Source organism: Pseudomonas sp. MBLB4123, assembly GCF_051904775.1.
Lineage (GTDB): Bacteria > Pseudomonadota > Gammaproteobacteria > Pseudomonadales > Pseudomonadaceae > Aquipseudomonas > Aquipseudomonas benzenivorans_B.
On the sequence record NZ_CP196711.1, the window covers coordinates 1,499,628 to 1,519,023 of the forward strand.

17 protein-coding genes are annotated in these 19,396 nt (G+C 67.8%); 6 read left to right on the forward strand and 11 right to left on the reverse strand.

Annotation, left to right across the window (positions count from 1 at the left end):
• Positions 1–51: 51 nt before the first annotated feature.
• The 7 genes from ACSX1C_RS07055 to ACSX1C_RS07085 form a co-directional block, all read right to left on the reverse strand.
• Positions 52–1,191, reverse strand: a complete 1,140-nt coding sequence (locus ACSX1C_RS07055; RefSeq protein WP_439888841.1) for a homogentisate 1,2-dioxygenase — start codon at positions 1,189–1,191, stop codon at positions 52–54.
• A gap of 67 nt (positions 1,192–1,258) precedes the next feature.
• The gene (gene hppD, locus ACSX1C_RS07060; protein ID WP_318645984.1) at positions 1,259–2,341 is read right to left on the reverse strand and encodes a 4-hydroxyphenylpyruvate dioxygenase; all 1,083 of its coding nucleotides are present in this window, start codon (positions 2,339–2,341) and stop codon (positions 1,259–1,261) included.
• Between the two features lie 382 nt (positions 2,342–2,723).
• The gene (locus tag ACSX1C_RS07065; RefSeq protein WP_439888842.1) at positions 2,724–4,502 is read right to left on the reverse strand and encodes an ABC transporter ATP-binding protein; all 1,779 of its coding nucleotides are present in this window, start codon (positions 4,500–4,502) and stop codon (positions 2,724–2,726) included.
• Positions 4,495–5,127 (reverse strand): DsbA family protein, encoded by a 633-nt coding sequence (locus ACSX1C_RS07070; protein ID WP_439888843.1) that lies wholly within the window; start codon positions 5,125–5,127, stop codon positions 4,495–4,497. The genes ACSX1C_RS07065 and ACSX1C_RS07070 overlap by 8 nt, the downstream gene beginning before the upstream one ends.
• 2 nt (positions 5,128–5,129) lie before the next feature.
• A complete protein-coding gene (trhO, locus tag ACSX1C_RS07075) occupies positions 5,130–6,068 on the reverse strand; it encodes an oxygen-dependent tRNA uridine(34) hydroxylase TrhO (protein ID WP_439888844.1) in 939 nt (312 codons plus the stop codon).
• Positions 6,069–6,274: 206 nt separating this feature from the next.
• Complete coding sequence (locus tag ACSX1C_RS07080; protein ID WP_439888845.1) at positions 6,275–6,580, reverse strand: BolA family protein; 306 nt, start codon at positions 6,578–6,580, stop codon at positions 6,275–6,277.
• Positions 6,581–6,592: 12 nt separating this feature from the next.
• Entirely contained in the window at positions 6,593–7,093 is a 501-nt protein-coding gene (locus tag ACSX1C_RS07085) for a DUF2059 domain-containing protein (protein ID WP_439888846.1), read from the reverse strand.
• Positions 7,094–7,352: 259 nt separating this feature from the next.
• Here ACSX1C_RS07085 and ACSX1C_RS07090 point away from each other — a divergent pair, with 259 nt between their 5' ends.
• The 3 genes from ACSX1C_RS07090 to ACSX1C_RS07100 all read left to right on the forward strand — a co-directional run bounded on the left by ACSX1C_RS07090 (position 7,353) and on the right by ACSX1C_RS07100 (position 10,440).
• The gene (locus ACSX1C_RS07090; RefSeq protein ID WP_439888847.1) at positions 7,353–8,363 is read left to right on the forward strand and encodes a DUF2804 domain-containing protein; all 1,011 of its coding nucleotides are present in this window, start codon (positions 7,353–7,355) and stop codon (positions 8,361–8,363) included.
• 72 nt (positions 8,364–8,435) lie between these two features.
• Entirely contained in the window at positions 8,436–9,830 is a 1,395-nt protein-coding gene (locus tag ACSX1C_RS07095) for a class II fumarate hydratase (protein ID WP_439888848.1), read from the forward strand.
• A complete protein-coding gene (locus ACSX1C_RS07100) occupies positions 9,823–10,440 on the forward strand; it encodes an NAD(P)H-dependent oxidoreductase (RefSeq protein ID WP_439888849.1) in 618 nt (205 codons plus the stop codon). Before ACSX1C_RS07095 ends, ACSX1C_RS07100 begins: the two co-directional genes overlap by 8 nt.
• Positions 10,441–10,484: 44 nt before the next feature.
• Here the strand turns inward: ACSX1C_RS07100 and ACSX1C_RS07105 are convergent, their stop codons facing one another.
• Positions 10,485–11,450: a DMT family transporter gene (locus ACSX1C_RS07105; protein ID WP_369959521.1), complete on the reverse strand. Its 966-nt coding sequence runs from the start codon at positions 11,448–11,450 to the stop codon at positions 10,485–10,487.
• 292 nt (positions 11,451–11,742) lie between these two features.
• Here ACSX1C_RS07105 and ACSX1C_RS07110 point away from each other — a divergent pair, with 292 nt between their 5' ends.
• Positions 11,743–11,952: a DUF6316 family protein gene (locus ACSX1C_RS07110; RefSeq protein ID WP_439888850.1), complete on the forward strand. Its 210-nt coding sequence runs from the start codon at positions 11,743–11,745 to the stop codon at positions 11,950–11,952.
• A gap of 78 nt (positions 11,953–12,030) precedes the next feature.
• On the opposite strand, the gene ACSX1C_RS07115 is transcribed toward ACSX1C_RS07110, so the two are convergent.
• Both ACSX1C_RS07115 and pap read right to left on the reverse strand, forming a co-directional pair.
• Positions 12,031–13,215: a thiolase family protein gene (locus ACSX1C_RS07115; protein WP_439888851.1), complete on the reverse strand. Its 1,185-nt coding sequence runs from the start codon at positions 13,213–13,215 to the stop codon at positions 12,031–12,033.
• A 128-nt stretch (positions 13,216–13,343) separates the two neighbouring features.
• Positions 13,344–14,831, reverse strand: a complete 1,488-nt coding sequence (pap, locus tag ACSX1C_RS07120) for a polyphosphate:AMP phosphotransferase (protein ID WP_439888852.1) — start codon at positions 14,829–14,831, stop codon at positions 13,344–13,346.
• A gap of 123 nt (positions 14,832–14,954) precedes the next feature.
• Between pap and mnmC the strand changes: the two genes are divergently transcribed.
• Entirely contained in the window at positions 14,955–16,943 is a 1,989-nt protein-coding gene (gene mnmC, locus ACSX1C_RS07125) for a bifunctional tRNA (5-methylaminomethyl-2-thiouridine)(34)-methyltransferase MnmD/FAD-dependent 5-carboxymethylaminomethyl-2-thiouridine(34) oxidoreductase MnmC (RefSeq protein WP_439888853.1), read from the forward strand.
• Positions 16,944–16,955: 12 nt separating this feature from the next.
• Here mnmC and ACSX1C_RS07130 read toward each other — a convergent pair whose 3' ends face one another.
• Entirely contained in the window at positions 16,956–17,429 is a 474-nt protein-coding gene (locus tag ACSX1C_RS07130; RefSeq protein ID WP_439888854.1) for a MarR family winged helix-turn-helix transcriptional regulator, read from the reverse strand.
• Between the two features lie 114 nt (positions 17,430–17,543).
• Here ACSX1C_RS07130 and ACSX1C_RS07135 point away from each other — a divergent pair, with 114 nt between their 5' ends.
• Complete coding sequence (locus ACSX1C_RS07135) at positions 17,544–19,313, forward strand: N-acetylglutaminylglutamine amidotransferase (RefSeq protein WP_439888855.1); 1,770 nt, start codon at positions 17,544–17,546, stop codon at positions 19,311–19,313.
• Positions 19,314–19,396: the final 83 nt, after the last annotated feature.

Below are 19,396 nucleotides of genomic sequence, written 5' to 3' on the forward strand. Positions count from 1 at the left end.
TCCCCTAAAGTCGGCACGCGGGGGACGCCGGCCGGCGCCCACCGCCGCGCCTCAAGTCTGTTTGCCCGGCGCACGCCAGGAGTTCACGTATTCGGCCACATCCACCGCCGCGGCGGCCTCGCCGACCTCCAGGGCGCGGCGGGTGTCGATCATCACCGCCACCTCCTCGACGAAGGTCGCCGGGTCCTCCTGGCTCTTCTTCAGCGCCTTGGGATGGGGCCCGTGGGGGAAGCCGCAGGGGTGCAGGGTGACCATGCCGGCCTCGATGTTGTCGCGGCTGAAGAAGTTGCCGCGGTGGTAGAACAGCACTTCGTCGTAGTCGTCGTTGTTATGGTAGAACGGCACCTTCAGCGCCCCCGGGTCGCTCTCCACCGGGCGCGGGGTGAAGGTGCAGACCACGAAGCCGTTGGCCACGAAGGTGGTGTGCGCCGACGGCGGCAGGTGGTAGCGGTGGCTCATCAGCGGGCGGATGTCCCGCCAGTTGAGGCGCACCACTGTGTTGTCGCCATGCCAGCCGACCACGTCCAGCGGGTTGTAGGGATAGGTCACGGTGGTCAGCTGGTTGCGCCGCTTGATCCTGATCTGCCAGGTATTCTCGTCCTGCTGGGCCTTGAAGGCCGCGTCCAGCTTGGGATGGTCGAGCACCGCCGGATCGAAGATCGCCTGGGGCCCGAGCAAGCCCTTGTCCGGCAGCTGGTAGGCGCCGTCGCTGCTCTCGATCAGCAGCATGAAGGTCGGTTCGCTGGCCTCGATACGCCAGGCGGTACCCCGGGGAATCATCAGGTAGTCGCCGTCGCGGTACTCCAGGTGGCCGAAGTCGCAGTAGAAGTGCCCGGCGCCCTCGTGGATGAACAGCAGGTCGTCGCCGTCGGCGTTGCGCACCAGGTGGCCCATGGCGCCGTGGGTCTTCCACACGCGCAGCTGGACGTCGCCGTTGTGCAGGCACAGCGGCGCCAACAGCGGGCAGTCGCGCTCGCTGGCGATGTCGTTGAAATTGAAGGCATGGGGGCGCAACGGTCCCTGCCAGTCGATCCAGCCGGTCGGCGGATGCTTGTGGTGCAGGTGCGCGGTGGGGCCGAAGAAGCCCTCGCGGCCCATCTCGCGCTCGTAGGTGCCCTCGGGAAAGTCGCAGTGCGCCTGGCGCGAACACTCGCCCTCGCGCAGAGGGAAGCTGATCCATTTGCGGCTCATGGCCGGTGTCTCCTCGATTCAGCATGGGCCGGGCCTGCGCCCGGCCACCTGGTTTGGCCCGCCGGGCTCACTCGCCCTTGAGCACGCCGCGGCGCACCTGGTCTTCCTCGATGGACTCGAACAGGGCCTTGAAGTTGCCCTCGCCGAAGCCCTGGTTGCCCTTGCGCTGGATGATCTCGAAGAAGATCGGGCCGATCACCGTGTTGGTGAAGATCTGCAGCAGTATGCCGTCGTCGCCCGGGGCACCGTCGATCAGGATGTTCAGCTCGCGCAACACCTCGGTCGGCTCGCCGTGACCGGCCACGCGGCTGTCGACCTTGTCGTAGTAGGTGCCCGGGGTCTGCATGAAGTCCACGCCATTGGCGCGCAGCTGGCGCACGGTGGCGTAGATGTCGTCGGTGGACAGGGCGATGTGCTGGATGCCCTCGCCGTGGTATTCGCGGATGAATTCCTCGATCTGCGACTTGTCGTCGGCCGATTCGTTGATCGGGATGCGGATCTTGCCGCAGGGCGCGGTCATGGCCCTCGAGAGCAGGCCGGTGAGCTTGCCTTCGATGTCGAAGTAGCGGATCTCGCGGAAGTTGGCGATGCGCTCGTAGAAGCCCGACCAGACGTCCATCTGCCCGCGCTTGACGTTGTGGGTCAGGTGGTCGACTTCCTTGAGGCCCACGGCGTTGTCGTTGGGCGTGCGGCCCTCGATGTACTCGAAGTCGACGTCGTAGATGCTCTTGTCGCCGTAGCGGTCGACGAGATAGAGCAAGGAGCCGCCGATGCCCTCGACGCAGGGGATGTTCAGCTCGCCGAAGTTGGCGTGGCTGCCCACCAGCTTGGCGCCCTGGGCCTCGACATAGGCCGCCGCCTGGGCCGCGTTCTTCACCCGGAAGGCCATGGCGCAGGCACTCGGCCCGTGCTTGAGGCCGAACTCGCGCACGTGGCCGGTGGGGCTGCCGTTGAGCACGAAGTTGATGTCGTTCTGCTGGAACAGCCAGACTTCCTTGGAGCGGTGCTTGGCGGTTTCGGTGAAGCCCATGGCGGTGAACAGCTCGCGCAGCTGCTGGATGCCTTCGGGGGTCGGGGCGGTGTATTCGACGAACTCGAAGCCGTCGGTGCCGATGGGGTTGTGCTGTTCGATCTTGTTCACGGCGTTCATTGCGCCTCCCGATTGTTGTTGTGGATGCACCGCGCCACGCGGCGCCGGAATAGCTTCATCACACCCCAACGGCCGGGGTCGGACAAGCGCACTGCAGCGCCCCTGCCCGACCGCGCCCCAGGCCGAGTGGAAATTTTTCGTTACACCGAGCGCAGCGGCCATATCCATCAGGATAGTCACTCGCCAGGCGTAACGTATTGTTGCCAGCGTGGTCTGGCAGGCTGCCAGAGGCGTCCGCCACGGCCGAATGCCGGGCGGCGCGAGGCAGCTGCCGGGGCTGCCGGTCAGGTATACGGAGGGAAGATTGGTCTCGATAACGCCGGCGCCGACGCCGGAGGCGGAGGCGGAGCACTCGACGCTCCGCGACTGGAATACCGCAGCGTCAGTGCTGCAAATGCCCGTAGAGCTTGGCGTACAGCCCGCCGACGGCGATCAGCTGCTGGTGCTCGCCGTCTTCGGCGATACGCCCGCCATCGAACACCAGCACCCGGTCGGCCTGCTTAACCGCACTGAGGCGGTGGGCGATGATCAGGGTGGTGCGGCCGCTGAGGAACTGCGCCAGGGCCTGGTGCAAAGCGTACTCGGTGGCGGCGTCCAGGGCCGAGGTGGCCTCGTCGAGTATCACTACCTTGGGCTCGGCCAGGACCATGCGAGCGATGGCCAGGCGCTGGCGCTGGCCACCGGACAGGCGCACCCCGGAGCGCCCGATGATGCTGTCCAGGCCCTGGGGCAACATGCCGATGGTGGAGGCCAGCTGGGCGATCTCCAGCGCCCGCCAGCAGGCCTCGTCGCTGCGCTCGCGGCCCATGCACAGGTTGGCCCGCACCGTGTCGTTGAACAGCGCCGGGTGCTGCAGCACCACCGCCACCTCGTCGCGCACCTTCTCCAGGCCGATCTCCGCCTGGCTGCTGCCGCCGAAACTGATGGTCCCGGCCTGGGGCGTGTACAGCCCCAGCAGCAGCTGCACCAGGGTGCTCTTGCCGCCACCGCTGGCGCCGACTATGGCGACCTTCTCGCCTGGGCCGATGCTCAGGTCGAGGCGGTCCAGCACCGGTTCGTCGCTGTAGGCGAAGGTCAGGCCTTTGATCTCGATGCCCACCGTGTCGCGGCCCTTGAACGGGTCGAGGCGCCCCGGATACTGCGGCTCGTCGGCCCGCGCCAGCAGCTCGTTGAGGCGCTGCAGGGCGCCGCCGGCGGCATAGAAGGCGTATTGCAGGCTGAGCAACTGCTCGACCGGGCCGATCATGAACCACAGGTAGCTGAACACCGCGAGCATCTGGCCGATCGACAGGTCGGAGAACAGCACCGTGAGCATGGCCGCGGCGCGGAACACGTCGATGCCGAACTGGAACAGCAGGCCGCTGGCGCGGTTGGAGGCATCGCTCTTCCACTGCGAGGCGGTGGCGTAGTCGCGCACCTCCCGGGCACGGCCGGCGAGGCGGCCGAGGAAGAAGCCCTGGCGGTTGCCGGCACGGATCTCCTGGATCGCCTCCAGGGTCTCGGTGAGGGCCTGGGTGAAGCGCGAGGTGCTGTCGTTCTCCAGCTTCTTCAGCAGCTTGACCCGCTTGCCCAGTTGCACCGAGGCGAAGATCACCAGCGGGTTGAACAACAGGATCAGCAGCGCCAGCTGCCAGTGCATCCACAGCAGGATCGCCGCCGTGCCGGTCAGGGTCAGGGTCGCCACCAGGAAGCGGCTGAGGGTCTCGCCGACGAACTTGTCGAGGGTGTCCAGGTCGGTGACCAGGTGGGTGGTCACGGTGCCGCCGCCGAGGCTCTCGTACTCGCCGAGGGAGATGCGCTTGAGCCGCTCGATCAGGCGGATGCGGATGCGGTAGACGATGTCCTTGGACAGGCGGGCGAACTGGCGTGCCTGCAGCACGTTGAACACCAGCGCCGCCCCGCGCAGCAGCAGGGTGAGCAGCAGCATCAGGCCGATATAGCCGGCGGCGGTCTCCCAGGTACCCGGCAGGAAACGGTCCATCACCCTGAGCGCGGCATCGCCGTCGCCCAGCAGCACCTCGTCGACCAACAGCGGCAGGAGCAAGGGGATCGGCACGCTGCACAGGGTCGCCAGCAGCGCCACGCCATTGGCCAACAGCAGGGCCTTCTTATGCTGCAGGGCCAGGCGACGGACTTCCGCCCAGCTCAGCCGATCAGCCATGGGCGGCCTGCTCCAGCCAGCGGGCGAGCAGCGGCGCCAGCGCCTGCAGCGGCTGGTAACCATTGGTCAGCAGGGCCAGCTGGCCATCGCGCTCGGCCAGCAGGGTGGGGAAGCCGGCGATGCCCAGATCCTGCACCCAGGTGAAATCGGCGGCGGTGGCCGCGCGCATGGCCGGGCTGTCGAAGGCCTCGGCGAATTCGATGCGCGGAATCCCCGCCTGCTCGGCCAGACGCAGCAGCTGGGGAGCCTGGGTGACATCCACCCCCTCGGTGTAGAACGCCTGCTGGATCAGCTTGGCCAGCGGCCAGGTGCTCTCGGGGTCGAGCTGCCGGGCGGTGACCAGCGCGCGGCAGGCCGGCTCGGTGTCGTAGACCAGGCCCTCGGGCAGCCCCCGCTCGAAGTCGAACAGCTGGCCGGTGCTGGCGTTGACCGCCTGCCAATAGCCGAGGTAGCGCACCCGCGCCACCGCGTCGACGGCGATGCGCTCGCGGCGCAGGCCGCCGACCACCAGCTGCAGCGGCACGCCCGCGGCGGCCGCCTGCTCGGCGAGGGACTCGAGCACCGGGGCGAAGCCCCAGCACCAGGAACACATCGGGTCCATCACGTAGAGCAGGCGAGCGGACATGCTCAGGCCTCCGAGGCTTGGCGGGGGTCACGGCCCAGGGGATGCGGCTGGTTGCGCGCCTTGGCCAGTTCGATCTGCTTCTGCCGCTCGCGGGCGCCGGCGCGGGTCTTCTCCGGCAGCAAATCCCAGCAGTGCGGGCAGCTGATGCCCGGGGAGTAGAACTCGGACTCACGGTCGGCCACCGACACCGGGGTGCGGCAGGCATGGCACTGGTCGTAGTCGCCCTCGGACAGGTCGTGGCGCACCGTGACCCGGTTGTCGAAGACGAAGCAGTCGCCACGCCACTTGGTCTGTTCCTGGGGCACGTCCTCCAGGTACTTGAGGATACCGCCCTTGAGGTGGAACACCTCCTCGAAGCCGGCGCCGAGCATGTAGCTGGAGGCCTTCTCGCAGCGGATGCCGCCGGTGCAGAACATCGCCACCTTCTTGTGCTTGGCCGGGTCGAAATGCGCCTTGATGTAGTCGGGGAACTCACGGAACGACTTGGTCTTGGGGTCGATTGCGCCCTCGAAGGTGCCGATGGCCACCTCGTAGTCGTTGCGGGTATCGATCAGCAGCACCTCGGGGTCGCTGATCAGCTCGTTCCACGCCTGCGGCTCGACATAGGTGCCGACCCGTTGGTTGGGGTCGACGCCCGGCACCCCGAGGGTGACGATCTCCTTCTTCAGCTTGACCTTGGTGCGATAGAACGGCTGCTCGTCGCAGTAGGATTCCTTGTGGTCGACGTCGGCCAACCGCGGGTCGAGCCGGAACCAGGCGAGCAGCGCGTCGATGCCTTGGCGACTGCCGGAGACGGTGCCGTTGATGCCTTCCTCGGCCAGCAGCAGGGTGCCTTTGATGCCGTGGTCCAGCAGGGTTTGCAACAGGGGTTCGCGCAGCGCCTGGTAGTCCGTCAGGGTGACGAACTTGTACAGCGCCGCGACGACGATCTTGTCGGTCATGCAGCAGATTCCTTCAGTAGTCGCCCTCGCAAAGGGCGGACCGGGCCTATAAACGCAGACGCCGGCGATGGCCGGCGCGGAGGTGAAGTTTACGTTTCCTGGCGCCTGTCGTGTAGGGCCAATTTGTCTCGCCCGACACCCCGTCTCCGTCGGCGAGGGGCTGGAGAAGGCCCTGGCGTGCAGGGCGAACCCCGCTCAACAAGCAGTCAATGGTCGTGCTTGCTGCCGCCGCGACAGGTCGGCGAGTCCGGCGCGGCACCCTGCTGCGCCCATTCCTCGGGCGTGTAGGTATGCAGGGCCAAGGCATGCAGCTGGCCCATCAGCTCGCCGAGGCTGGCATAGACCTTCTGATGCCGCTTGACCGCGTTCAGACCGGCGAACTGCGGGCTGACGATGACCGCCTTGTAGTGGGTCTCCAGCCCGCGGCTGTGCATATGACTCTCGTCCAGCACCTCGAGGTGCTGCGGCTGCAGCGCGGCGAAGGCCGCCTGCAGTTGTTCCAGTTTCGACATCTACGCCTCCGGCTAGGGTTTTTTCGCGTCCAGTTCGGCGGTCATTTCCGCCAGCAGTTCGTTCACCCGCGGTACCGCTGCCTCCAGCTTGTTCTGGGTCAGGCGCGCCGACTGCGCGGTCAGCATGGGCATCTTGTCCAGCACCTTCTGCCCCAGTGGCGAGCGATAGAAAGCCAGCAACTCCTGCATCTCCTGCTCGTCGAAATTGCGGGTATAGAGCTCGACCAGCTCCGGCTTGAGCACCGGCCAGCCCACCGCGCTGTCCAGGGCCGCATTGGCCTTGGCCTGGTAGCGCTCCAGCAGTGCCTGCTTGCTCGCCGGCGCCTGGCTCTCGGCGAAGCGTTGGGTGAACATCTGCTGGACCTGGCCGTAGACCGGCACGGTCAGCCTGTCGGCCCGTGCCAGCAGCAGAAAATGCTCGGCATCGGCGGCGTGGCTGGCGGCATCGGCGTATGCCTGGGTGCTGCCACAGGTCAACAGGACCGTGGCGCAGAAAGCGGTAAGACGAGACATCGAGTACTCCCGGGCGAAAAAGTGGGCCGCGGCACCATGAGGCGCCATTCTGTGCCCTGCTCCCCGCGCACTCAAGTCTCGACCGCTGCCACAGGCCACAAAAGGCCGCCCCCTCCCCGCGTCGAGCCGGGACCAAAATGCCAGCACTTGCCCCCCCAGGATCGGCTGGGCATGCTGTGCACCTTGCGACCTTCTACTAGGCTCTTTTAATACCGCTGCCCCGGCGCCCCGTCGCACGGCATACACATGGATGTGTCTGATGAACAGCTTCACCCCCCCTCACCTCCAAGCGCCGATCGAGCTATGCGACCAGCATGGGCGGCTGAACCCGCAGGCCATCGGCTGGTCGCCCCGCCCACTGGTGGACTGCACCCTGCCCGGCCATTTCGGGCGGCGCAAGCGCTGGAACCATTGGTGCATCACCACACCGCACTGGATGCTCTCGCTGACCCAGGCCGACCTCGACTACCTGGGCTATGGCGCCGCCTACTTCCTCGACCTGGAGAGCGGCGAGGCCGTCGCCCACAGCCGCCTGCGCCTGCTGGCACGCGGCTGCCGGCTTCCGGCGCAGGCCCAGCAGAGTCATGAGTTCAACCATCCGCGTCTGCAGTTGCGGGTCGCCGAGCATGCCGGCCGTGTGCGCCTCACCGTGGCCGCCACGCCACTCGGCGGTAAACCGCTGCAGGTTGCCCTGGAGGTCCAGCGCCCGCCTCATCTCGACTCGGTCAACCTGGTCGCCCCCCTGGCCTCGCACGGCTTTCACGCCACCTGCCGTGAGCTCGGCCTGCCCGTCAGCGGCAGCGTGCAGCTGGGTAACCGGCACTACAGCTGCAGCGCCGGGCAGAGCTTCGCCGCCCTGGACTTCGGCCGCGGCGTCTGGCCGCTGCACAGCCACTGGACCCGTGCCGCCTTCGCCGCACCGGGCGGCATCGCCGGCAACTTCGGCGCCGGCTGGACCGACCACAGCGGCCTCTCGGAGAACGCCCTATGGTTCGGCGGCGAGCTGCAGCACCTGAGCAGTCCCGTGCATATCGAGCAGAGCCCCCATAGCCCCCTGGCCCCCTGGAGCCTGAACACTGCCGACGGGCGGGTCAAACTGACCTTCAAACCGCGCCAGCAGCACAGGGCCTGCCCTCGCGTGGGGCCGATCTATGCCGACACCCGGCAGTGGTTCGGCCACTTCGACGGCATTCTGCGCGGTCCCTCGGGCGAACGCGTGCCGGTGGCCGGGGCGCTGGGCTGGCTCGGCGCAACCCGGGCGCGCTGGTAAGAACTGCGCCTCGAGGGAACCCGCAACGGTCGGCGCGGCCTAAACTGGCTAGACCGCCCCCGGAGAATTCCCATGAGCCGCACCGAAACCGATAGCATCGGCCCGATCGAGGTCCCCGCACACGCCTACTGGGGCGCCCAGACCCAACGCTCGATGATCAATTTCGCCATCGGCGAAGAACGCATGCCCCTGGCTGTCGTGCATGCCCTGGCCCTGATCAAGAAAGCCGCCGCCCGGGTCAACGGCCGCATCGGCAACCTGCCCCAGGACATCGCCCGACTGATCGAACAGGCCGCCGACGAGGTGATCGCCGGCGACCACGACGACCAGTTTCCCCTGGTGGTTTGGCAGACCGGCAGCGGCACCCAGAGCAACATGAACGTCAACGAGGTGATCGCCGGCCGCGCCAACGAGCTGGCCGGGGGCGCCCGCGGCGGCAAGAGCCCGGTGCATCCGAACGACCACGTCAACCAGGCGCAGAGCTCCAACGACAGTTTTCCCACCGCCATGCACATCGCCGCCGCCCGGGCCGTGCAGCATGAGCTGTTGCCGGCGCTGGCCGAGCTGTCCGGCGGCCTGGCCGAGCAGGCCGCGCGCCACGCCAAGCTGGTCAAGACCGGCCGCACCCACATGATGGATGCCACGCCCGTCACCTTCGGCCAGGAACTGTCGGCCTTCGTCGCCCAGCTGCGCTACGCCGAACAGGCGATTCGCGGCGCCTTGCCGGCGGTCTGCGAACTGGCCCAGGGCGGCACAGCCGTGGGCACCGGACTCAACGCGCCCCAGGGCTTCGCCCAGGCCATGGCCGCGGAACTGGCCGCCCTCAGTGGCTTGCCCCTGGTCAGCGCGCCCAACAAGTTTGCCGCCCTGGCCGGCCACGAGCCGCTGACCACGCTCTCCGGCGCCTTGAAGACCCTCGCCGTGGCCCTGATGAAGATCGCCAACGACCTGCGCCTGCTCGGCTCCGGCCCCCGCGGCGGACTGGCCGAGGTACGCCTGCCGGCCAACGAACCGGGCAGCTCGATCATGCCCGGCAAGGTCAACCCGACCCAGTGCGAGGCGCTGTCGATGCTCGCCTGCCAGGTGCTGGGCAACGATGTGACCATAGGGTTCGCCGCCAGCCAGGGCCATCTGCAGCTGAACGTGTTCAAGCCGGTGATCATCCACAACCTGTTGCAGTCGGTGCGCCTGCTGGCCGACGGCTGCCGCAACTTCCAGCTGCACTGCGTCTCCGGCCTGGAGCCTGACGCCGGGCAGATGGCCGCACACCTGGAGCGCGGCCTGATGCTGGTGACCGCGCTGAACCCGCATATCGGCTACGACCAGGCCGCGCAGATCGCCAAGAAAGCCTATACCGAGGGCACCACCCTGCGTGCCGCCGCCCTGGACCTGGGGCTGCTGAACGAGGAGCAATTCGATGCCTGGGTTCGCCCCGAAGACATGCTGGGGAGCGACAAGCATGAATGAGACGAAAAGCGGCGCGACGCCGCTGGAAGGCGATGGCAAGCGCATCCTGATGATCTTCGGCACCCCCAAGGGTGCCGGCCTGTGCCACGCCCTGGGGGACGCCTATGCCCAGGGCGCGCGCGGCAAGGGCCATGTGGTGCGCCAGCTGAAGCTGGGCGAGCTGAGCTTCGACCCGGTGCTGCACGACGGCTACGACCAGGGCCAGCATCTGGAACCGGACCTGCTCGAGGCGCAGCGGCAGATTCACTGGGCCGAGCACCTGGTATTCGTCTACCCGGTCTGGTGGGGCGGCCTGCCGGCCCTGCTCAAGGGCTTCTTCGACCGGGTGTTCCTGCCCGGCTTCGCCTTCAAGTACCGCGGCCGCTCGCAGGCCTGGGACAAGCTGCTCAGCGGCCGCACCGCCGACCTGCTGGTGACTCTGGATACCCCGCCCTGGTACTTCCGCTGGTTCTACGGCGCACCGGCACACCGGCAAATGACCCGCACCATCCTCGGTTTCAGCGGCATCAAGACCCGCCGCCTGGCCGAGTTCGCCCCGGTGCGCCCCTCCTCCGAGACCCAGCGCCAGCACTGGCTGCAGCGCGCCGAACGGCTGGGCGTGCAGGCCTGAGCCTAGCCTCGCCAGCGGCCCGCCCCGAGGCGGGCCAGGACTCGCTACGGCAGTGCGGCCAGCTTCCGCACACGGCGGGCACGCAGGCCGGCCAGCAACGACGGCGCCAACGCGGTCAGCGCCGACCCCAGCACCACCAGCACGGCCCCGCCGTAGGCGATCCAGTTGAGCTGCTCGGGGCGTACATGATCCGGCCACCAGGTGGCCGCCAGCGCCACCGAGGCGAAGGTCACCAGGGGGGTGACGGCCAGGGTCGCGCTGACCCTCGAGGCTTCCCAATGAGCCAATGCCTCGGCGAACGCGCCATAGGCCACCAGGGTGTTCAGGCAGCAGGCCAGCAGCAGCCAGCCTTGCGCCGGGCTCAGCTGCAGCACTTGCCAGGGCTGTGCCCAGGGCGTGAGCAACAGGGCGCAGGCCAGGTAGATCACCATCATCACCTGCAGCGAGTTCCAGCGCGTCAGCAACTGCTTCTGCGCCAGGCCATAGAAGGCCCAGACGAAGGCCGCCAGCAGCACGATGAGCACACCCGTGGTGTAGTCGCTCAACGAACTCAGCAACTCCTCCAGACGCTGATTGAAGAACAGCGCGAAACCCGACAGCAGCAGGGCCAGGCCCACCCCCTGCCCCAGGCCGAAGCGCTCGCGAAAGACCAGCACGCTGCCGACCAGCAGCAGGATCGGCGCGACCTGGATCACCAGCTGGGTGGTCCCCGGCGAAAGCAGGTTGAGACCGATCAGGTAGAGCACGTAATTGCCGCTCAGGCCGGCGATCGCCAGCGCCAGCAACCAGCCGCCGCGCCGCCCCAACGGGCGAAAGCTCGGCAGCCGCCGCGCCGCCGCCAGATAGGCGAGCAGGATGGCGCCCGCCACCAGCAGGCGGTACCAGGTCACCGTGACCGGGTCCATCACCTGCAGCACCTCTTTGAGTTTGATCGGCAAAATGCCCCAGAGCAGCGCGGTCACCAGCGCCAGAAACATGCCGTAGAGCCAACGGCCGGAAGAGATATGCATGACTGCCTCTGCTGCACGACACCCGCGATCGCCTGAAATAGAGCGGACGGGGGCCATAAAACAGCATTCTAGGCCGGCACCGGCAAGCGGCACAGCTACAGTTCGATACCGGCATGCAGCAAAACTGTACCCATGGCCCTTCGATATCGCCATCAGGTTGACGACAAAGTAACGTAAATCTCGACCAGCACGCCGGATACATACCGAAAAGCAACCATTGGTCGCCAACTCCGGCAACCCCGCGGACGCGGATTAGACTCAGACCAATAGGCTTACTGTGTGAGGTCTCCCCATGTTCGGTCAGCGCCAAGTCGATCCCGGCCCCGGCACGCACTATCGCAGCGAACGAGTCAGCGCGGTCAACGGGCAATACTTTTTCGCCACCCGCGAAGGCACCCTGGAAGGCCCCTATTTCACCCGCGTCGATGCCGAGCGGGAAATCGCCCTCTATGTCCGCCGCATGAATCAGGCCAACGACATCATCGAAAGCCGGAGCTTCTAGCCACCCACGATTTCGCCCAAATAAAGAACCGCACTCGAGGCGGTTTTTTATTTGGACGGATCGGCGATCGGCCGGGGGTCAGCGCACCGCTTCGAACAACCCGCTGGCCCCCATGCCGCCCCCCACGCACATGGAGACGATGCCGTAACGCAGGTTGCGCCGCTGCAGCTCGCGCACCAGGTGGCCGACCTGGCGCGAGCCGGTCATGCCGAAGGGATGGCCGATGGCGATCGAGCCACCGTTGACGTTGTACCTCCGATTGTCGACCCCCAGCCGGTCGCGGGCGTACAGGCATTGCGAGGCGAAGGCCTCGTTGAGCTCCCACAGGTCGATATCGGCCACGCTCAACCCCTTGGCCTTGAGCAGCTTGGGCACCGAGAACACCGGGCCTATGCCCATCTCGTCCGGCGCGCAACCGGCGACGGTGAAACCACGGAAGAAGGCCTTGGGCTCGAGCCCCAGCGCCAGGGCCTTGTCCAGGCTCATCACCAGGGTCATGGAGGCGCCATCGGACAGCTGCGAGGCATTGCCGGCGGTCACCGAGCCATCCTCGGCGAAGGCCGGCCTGAGCGCGGCCAGGCTCTCCAGGGTGGTGTCGGGGCGGTTGCAATCGTCGCGATCGACCAGCCCCTCGACCAGCTGCTGCTCGCCGCTGGCCTTGTCCTCGAGCAGATAGCGCACGTTCATCGGCACGATCTCGTCGGCGAACAGGCCCGCGGCCTGGGCCCGGGCGGTGCGCTGCTGGCTCTGCAGGGCATAGGCGTCTTGCGCCTCGCGACTGACGCCATAGCGCCTGGCGACGATCTCGGCGGTCCGCCCCATGGGGTAGTAGATGCCCGGCACGTCCCGCTGCAGTATGGGGTTGAACAGGTGGTCGCCGTTGACGCTCTTGAGCGTCAGGCTGATCGATTCGACGCCGCCGGCCACCATCGCCTCGGAGCAGCCGGAGGCGATCTGGTTGGCGGCGATGGCGATGGCCTGCAAACCCGAGGAACAGAAACGGTTGAGGGTCATGCCGGCGACCCCGGTTCCCAACCCCGAGAGCACCGCGACGTTGCGGCCGATGTTCATGCCCTGGGCGCCCTCGTTGGAACCGGCGCCGACTATGCAGTCGTCGACCAGCGCCGGGTCCAGGTCGTTGCGCGCCAGCAGCGCATTGACGCAGTGGGCCGCCATGTCGTCGGGACGGGTCTGGTTGAACTTGCCGCGGAAGGACTTGGCCAGGCCGGTCCGGACGCTGTCGACTATCACCACTTCACGCATGACGCACCTCAGGCTGCTGACGTTGCTGATGGCTGGAGCATAGAAGCCGGCCACCAGCGATCGCGACGATCATTCACCCCGCATATGCATGCCCATCCGCCTGGTCCGAGGGCTCACCCGCGCCGCCGTCAGTCCCGGGCGAACGCCGCCTCCAAGGCCTGACTCAGGGTACGCAGCACCTTGACCCGGGCGAAGCGCTTGTCGTTGGCCTCGACCAGGGTCCAGGGCGCGATCTCGGTGCTGGTGCGGTCCACCATGTCCTCCACCGCCTCGCGGTACTGCGGCCATTTCTCGCGGTTGCGCCAGTCGTCCTCGGTGATCTTGAAGCGCTTGAAGGGGATCTTCTCGCGCGCCTGGAAACGCGCCAGCTGGGTGTCCGAATCGATGGCCAGCCAGAACTTGACCACCACCACGCCGGCCTCGGTCAGCTGCTCCTCGAAGTCGTTGATCTCGCCGTAGGCGCGCAGCCAGTCGGCCGGGCTGCAGAACCCTTCGACCCGCTCCACCAGGACCCGGCCATACCAGGAGCGATCGAACAGGGTGAAACCGCCGCGTGCCGGCACATGGCGCCAGAACCGCCAGAGGTAGGGCTGGGCACGTTCCTCCTCGGTGGGCGCCGCCACCGGCACTATCTGGTACTGGCGCGGGTCCAGGGCGCCGGTCACGCGGCGAATGGCGCCGCCCTTGCCGGCGGCATCGTTGCCCTCGAACACCGCGACCAGGGCATGTCGGCGCATGCGCTTGTCGCGCATCAGGCCGGCGAAACGCGCCTGCTCGGCGACCAGCTGCTCACGGTAGTCCTCCTTGTCCAGCGCCTGGGCCAGATCCAGGCTGTCGAGCAGGCCGCGCTCGTCCAGACTCGAGATCAGAGGCGCCGCATGGGGCTGGGGCAGGCGCGGCGTCTCGGCCCGAAGCGCCGCCTGCAGGCCGTCGAGCAGGATGCGCCCGACCGTCAGGCTGCGGTAGCACTCGTCCACCCCCTCCACCACGTACCAAGGCGCATGCTCGCGGCTGGTGCGGCGCAACACCCGCTCGCCGAAACGCACGAACTTGTCGTAGGTCTTGGACTGCTGCCAGTCCAGCGGGCTGATCCGCCAGCTGTGCAGCGGGTCGTCCTGCAGCGCCTTGAGGCGCGCCTTCATCTGCGGCTTGGACAGGTGGAACCAGAACTTGAAGACCAGCGCACCCTCGTCGCAGAGCATCTGCTCCAGACTCAGGGCGCCGCCGATGGCCTGGTCCAGCTCGGCATTCTTGATCGTCCCACGCACCCGCCCCTGGAGCATCTGGCTGTACCAGTTGCCGAAGAAGATGCCGATGCGCCCCTTCGGCGGCAGCTTGCGCCAGTAGCGCCAGGCCGGCGGCCGGGCCAGTTCCTCGTCGCTCTGCTGGTCGAAGGTGCTGACCTGGATCAGCCGCGGGTCCATCCACTCGTTGAGCAGCTTGACCGTCTCGCCCTTGCCGGCGCCCTCGATGCCGTTGAGCAGGATGATCACCGCGAAACGCCCCTGCTGACGCAGCTCGTACTGCGCCTCCAGCAGCGCCTCGCGCAGCAGCGGCGCCTCGGCCTCGAAGACCTCCCTGTCGATGGCATGACCGATCTCGGCGGATTCGAACATATACGGCTCCCGCAATTGAATGTCTGCAGCCTAGCGGAGAGTCGTGCCCTTTGTCCGCGCCGGACCTGCAATAGAGCCCAGGGGATCGGCTAGAATGCGCGCCTGCTCAACCTGGTGGTCGCCATGCCCGATTCCCCCGACACCCTCCCCGGCACCCAACAGGCCCAGCTCGACTGGGACGCCAAGGGCCAGCCGCTGTCGCGCCAGTACGGCGACGTGTACTTCTCCCAGGACAACGGCCTGGAAGAGACCCGCTACGTCTTCCTCGCCAACAACCAGCTTGCGGAGCGTCTCGCCGCGCTGGGCGACGGCGAACACCTGGTGATCGGCGAGACCGGCTTCGGCACCGGGCTGAACTTCCTCTGCGCCTGGCAGCTGTTCGCCCAGCAGGCGCCCGCCGGCGCACGCCTGCACTTCGTCAGCGTCGAGAAATACCCGCTGAGCCGCGCCGATCTGCAACGCGCCCTGGCCCTGTGGCCGGAGCTGGCGCCCTTCGCCGAGCCGCTCCTGGCGCAATACGTCGCCCTGCACCCCGGCTTTCAGCGCCTGCTGTTCGACGGCGGCCGGGTCGTGCTCACCCTGTTGATCGGCGACGCCCTGGAACTGCTGCCCCAGCTCGACGCCCGGGTCGACGCCTGGTTCCTCGATGGCTTCGCCCCGGCGAAGAACCCGGAACTGTGGAGCGCCGAGCTGTTCGCCGAGCTGGCCCGCCTGTCCGCCCCGGCCGCCAGCTTCGGCACCTTCACCAGCGCCGGGGTGGTGCGCCGCGGCCTCAAGGCGGCCGGTTTCGAGGTCAAGCGGATGCCCGGCCAGGGCAAGAAGTGGGAGGTCCTCAAGGGGCGCTTCACGGGCGCACCGGCGCCGGCGAGCAAACCCTGGTTCGCCCGCCCACCCAAGCACCTCGGCGAGCGTCACGCCCTGGTGATCGGCGCCGGCCTGGCCGGCTGCGCCACCGCCGCCAGCCTGGCCGCCCGCGGTTGGCGGGTCAGCCTGCTGGAGCGCCACGCCGAGATCGCCGAGGAGGCCTCCGGCAACCCCCAAGGCGTGCTCTACCTCAAGCTCTCGGCCCACCACACGGCGCTGTCGCGCCTGATCGTCAGCGGTTTCGGCCACAGCCGTCGCCTGCTCGAGCAATTGCCCCGCGGCCAGGACTGGGACGCCTGCGGCGTGCTGCAACTGGCCTTCGACGCCAAGGAGGCCCAACGCCAGGCACGGCTGGCGGCGGCCTTCCCCACCGAGCTGCTGCACCCCCTGGAGCGGGCCGCGGCCGAGCGCCGGGCCGGCGTCACGCTGCCCGCCGGCGGCCTGTTCTACCCCCAGGCCGGCTGGGTGCATCCGCCGGCGCTGTGCCGCCTGCTCGGCCAGCACCCGAATATCCGCCTACTGACCCATAACGAGGCCCTGGAGCTGCGCCGCGACGCCGAACAGTGGCAGGCCTGGAATGGCGACCGGCTGCTCGCCGCCGCGCCGCTGGTGGTGCTGGCCGGGGCCGCGGAGATCAAGCGCTTTCCCTGCAGCGCCGCGCTGCCGCTCAAGCGCATTCGCGGGCAGATCAGCAGCCTGCCGCAGACCCAGGACAGCCGTGCGCTGTCGACCGTGGTCTGTGCCGAGGGCTACGTCGCCCCGGCGCGCCTGGGCGAACACACCCTGGGCGCCAGCTTCGATTTCCACAGCGATGACTTGACGCCTAACAGCGCCGATCACGCCGGCAACCTGCGGCTACTCGAAGAAATTTCCAGGGATCTGAGCCTGCGCCTGCACGCCACCGAGCTCGATCCTGCCCGGCTACAAGGCCGCGCCGCCTTTCGCTGCACCAGCCCCGACTACCTGCCGCTGGTCGGCCCCCTGGCCGAGCGTGACGCCTTCGCCGCGGCCTACGCGGTGCTCGGCAAGGACGCCCGCCAGGTGCCGGACACGCCCTGCCCCTGGCTCGCGGGCCTGTACGTCAACAGCGGCCACGGCTCCCGCGGCCTGATCACCGCCCCGCTGTCCGGCGAGCTGCTGGCCGCCTGGCTGGACGACGAGCCCCTGCCGCTACCGCGCGAGGTGGCCGAGGCCTGCCACCCCAATCGCTTCGCCCTGCGCCGGCTGATCCGCAACGCCAAGGCCTGAAGCCGGGCACCCTCACTCCATCTCCCCGCACAGCTCCGCGGCGCGCAGCAGCGCCGCGGTCAGGCTGTGCCGCTCCCAGTCGGCCAGGGCGGCGAAGCGCTGGCGGAACCCCGGCGGCAGCAGGCTCGGCGCCTGCTGCACCAGTTCGCGCCCGGCGTCGCTGAGCAGCAGCCACTGGCGCCGCCGGTCCTGATCGTCGCGCCGACGGTGCAGCAGCTCGCGCTCCTCCAAGCGGTCGAGCATGCCCGACAGGGTCGCCGCGGTCAGGCTCACCCGCCCGCTCAGATCGCTGGCCGTCAAGCGCTCCTCGCCCGCCAGCACCTGCAGGATCATCAGCTGCATGGGCGTCAGCCCGCCGAAGCGCGCCAGGCGCTTGGCATGCACCTCGCCGGCCTGCTGCAGGCGCCGCAGGGACTGGAAGATCGGCAGCTCGAACGCCATGACGGATGACAAATCTATTTCAGTAGAAACTATTTTTTCGGGCATAAACACCTAACTACATCGCATTAAAACTTTGACATAAAAGCATTTTCTTGTTCCCATGTAAAAGGTTCGGCGAGCCCGGACGACTCCCCAACGGCAACACCGGTAAGGAAAACTATGTGCGGAATAGCTGGAGAACTACGTTTTGATCAGCAGGCGGCCGACCTGGCCGCAGTAGAACGAATCACCCATCATTTAGCGCCGCGCGGTCCAGACGCGCACGGCTTCCACAGCCAGGGGCCGGTTGCCCTCGGCCATCGTCGGCTGAAGATCATGGATCTGGCCGAAGCCTCGGGCCAACCCATGATCGACAGCGATCTGGGCCTGAGCATGGTGTTCAACGGCGCCATCTACAACTACCCGGAACTGCGCGACGAGCTGCAAGCCCTCGGCTACCGCTTCTTCTCCGGCGGCGACACCGAGGTGCTGCTCAAGGGCTACCACGCCTGGGGCACCGACCTGCTGCCCAAACTCAACGGCATGTTCGCCTTCGCCGTGTGGGAGCGTGACACCCAGCAGCTGTTCATCGCTCGCGACCGCCTCGGCGTCAAACCGCTGTACCTGTCGCACACCGGCCAGCGCCTGCGCTTCGCCTCGAGCCTGCCGGCCCTGCTGGCCGGCGGCGATATCGGCAAGACCCTGGACCCGGTCGCCCTGAACCACTACCTGAACTTCCACGCCGTGGTGCCGGCGCCGCGCACCATACTCGCCGGCGTCGAGAAGCTGGCCCCGGCCAGCTGGATGCGCTTCGACGCCCAGGGCAACTGCGAGCAGCAGAGCTGGTGGCAGCTGGACTACGGACCCAAGCGCGAGGAAATTGCCTTCGAGCTGGAGGACTGGCGCGACAAGGTGCTCGACGGCATGCGCGAGGCGGTGTCGATCCGCCAGCGCGCCGCGGTGGACGTCGGCGTGCTGCTGTCCGGCGGCGTCGACTCGAGCATGCTGGTCGGCCTGCTGCGCGAGGCCGGAGTGGAGAACCTGTCGACCTTCTCCATCGGCTTCCAGGACGCCGGCGGCGAGCGTGGCGACGAGTTCCAGTACTCGGACCTGATCGCCGAGCGCTTCGATACCCGCCACCACCAGTTGCGCATCGGCGAGAACGAGATCATCGAACAACTGCCGGCCGCCTTCCGTGCCATGAGCGAGCCGATGGTCAGCCACGACTGCATCGCCTTCTACCTGCTCTCGCGGGAAGTGGCCAAGCACTGCAAGGTGGTGCAGAGCGGCCAGGGCGCCGACGAGCTGTTCGCCGGCTACCACTGGTACCCGCTGGTGGATGGCGCCGAGGATGCCTTCGCCGCCTACCGCAAGGCGTTCTTCGACCGCGAGCACGAGGAATACGCCCAGTGCGTGCAGCCCGAGTGGCTGACCGACGACCATGCCGGCGAGTTCGTCCGCCAGCACTTCGCCAAGCCCGGCGCGGTGGCCGCGGTGGACAAGGCGCTGCGCCTGGACAGCACGGTGATGCTGGTCGACGACCCGGTCAAGCGGGTCGACAACATGACCATGGCCTGGGGCCTGGAGGCGCGCACGCCGTTCCTCGACTACCGTCTGGCCGAACTGTCGGCGCGTATTCCAGCCCGCTTCAAGCTGCCCGACGGCGGCAAGCACGTGCTCAAGGAAGCCGCGCGCCAGGTGATCCCCAACGAGGTGATCGACCGGCCCAAGGGCTATTTCCCGGTGCCGGGCCTCAAGCATCTGGAGGGGGCTACACTGGACTGGGTCCGCGACCTGCTGATCGACCCGAGCCAGGACCGCGGCCTGTTCAATCCGGCCATGCTCGACCGCCTGCTGACCGATCCGGATGGCCAGCTCACGCCGCTACGCGGCTCGAAACTCTGGCAGATGGCGGCGCTCAACCTGTGGTTGAGCGAGCAAGGCCTGTAGCAACTGCGCAGGGCGGACAAATTCCGCCCTGCTGCGTTCCACACGCCGTAGCCGGATGTAATCCGGAGAAGTCACGACTGAAC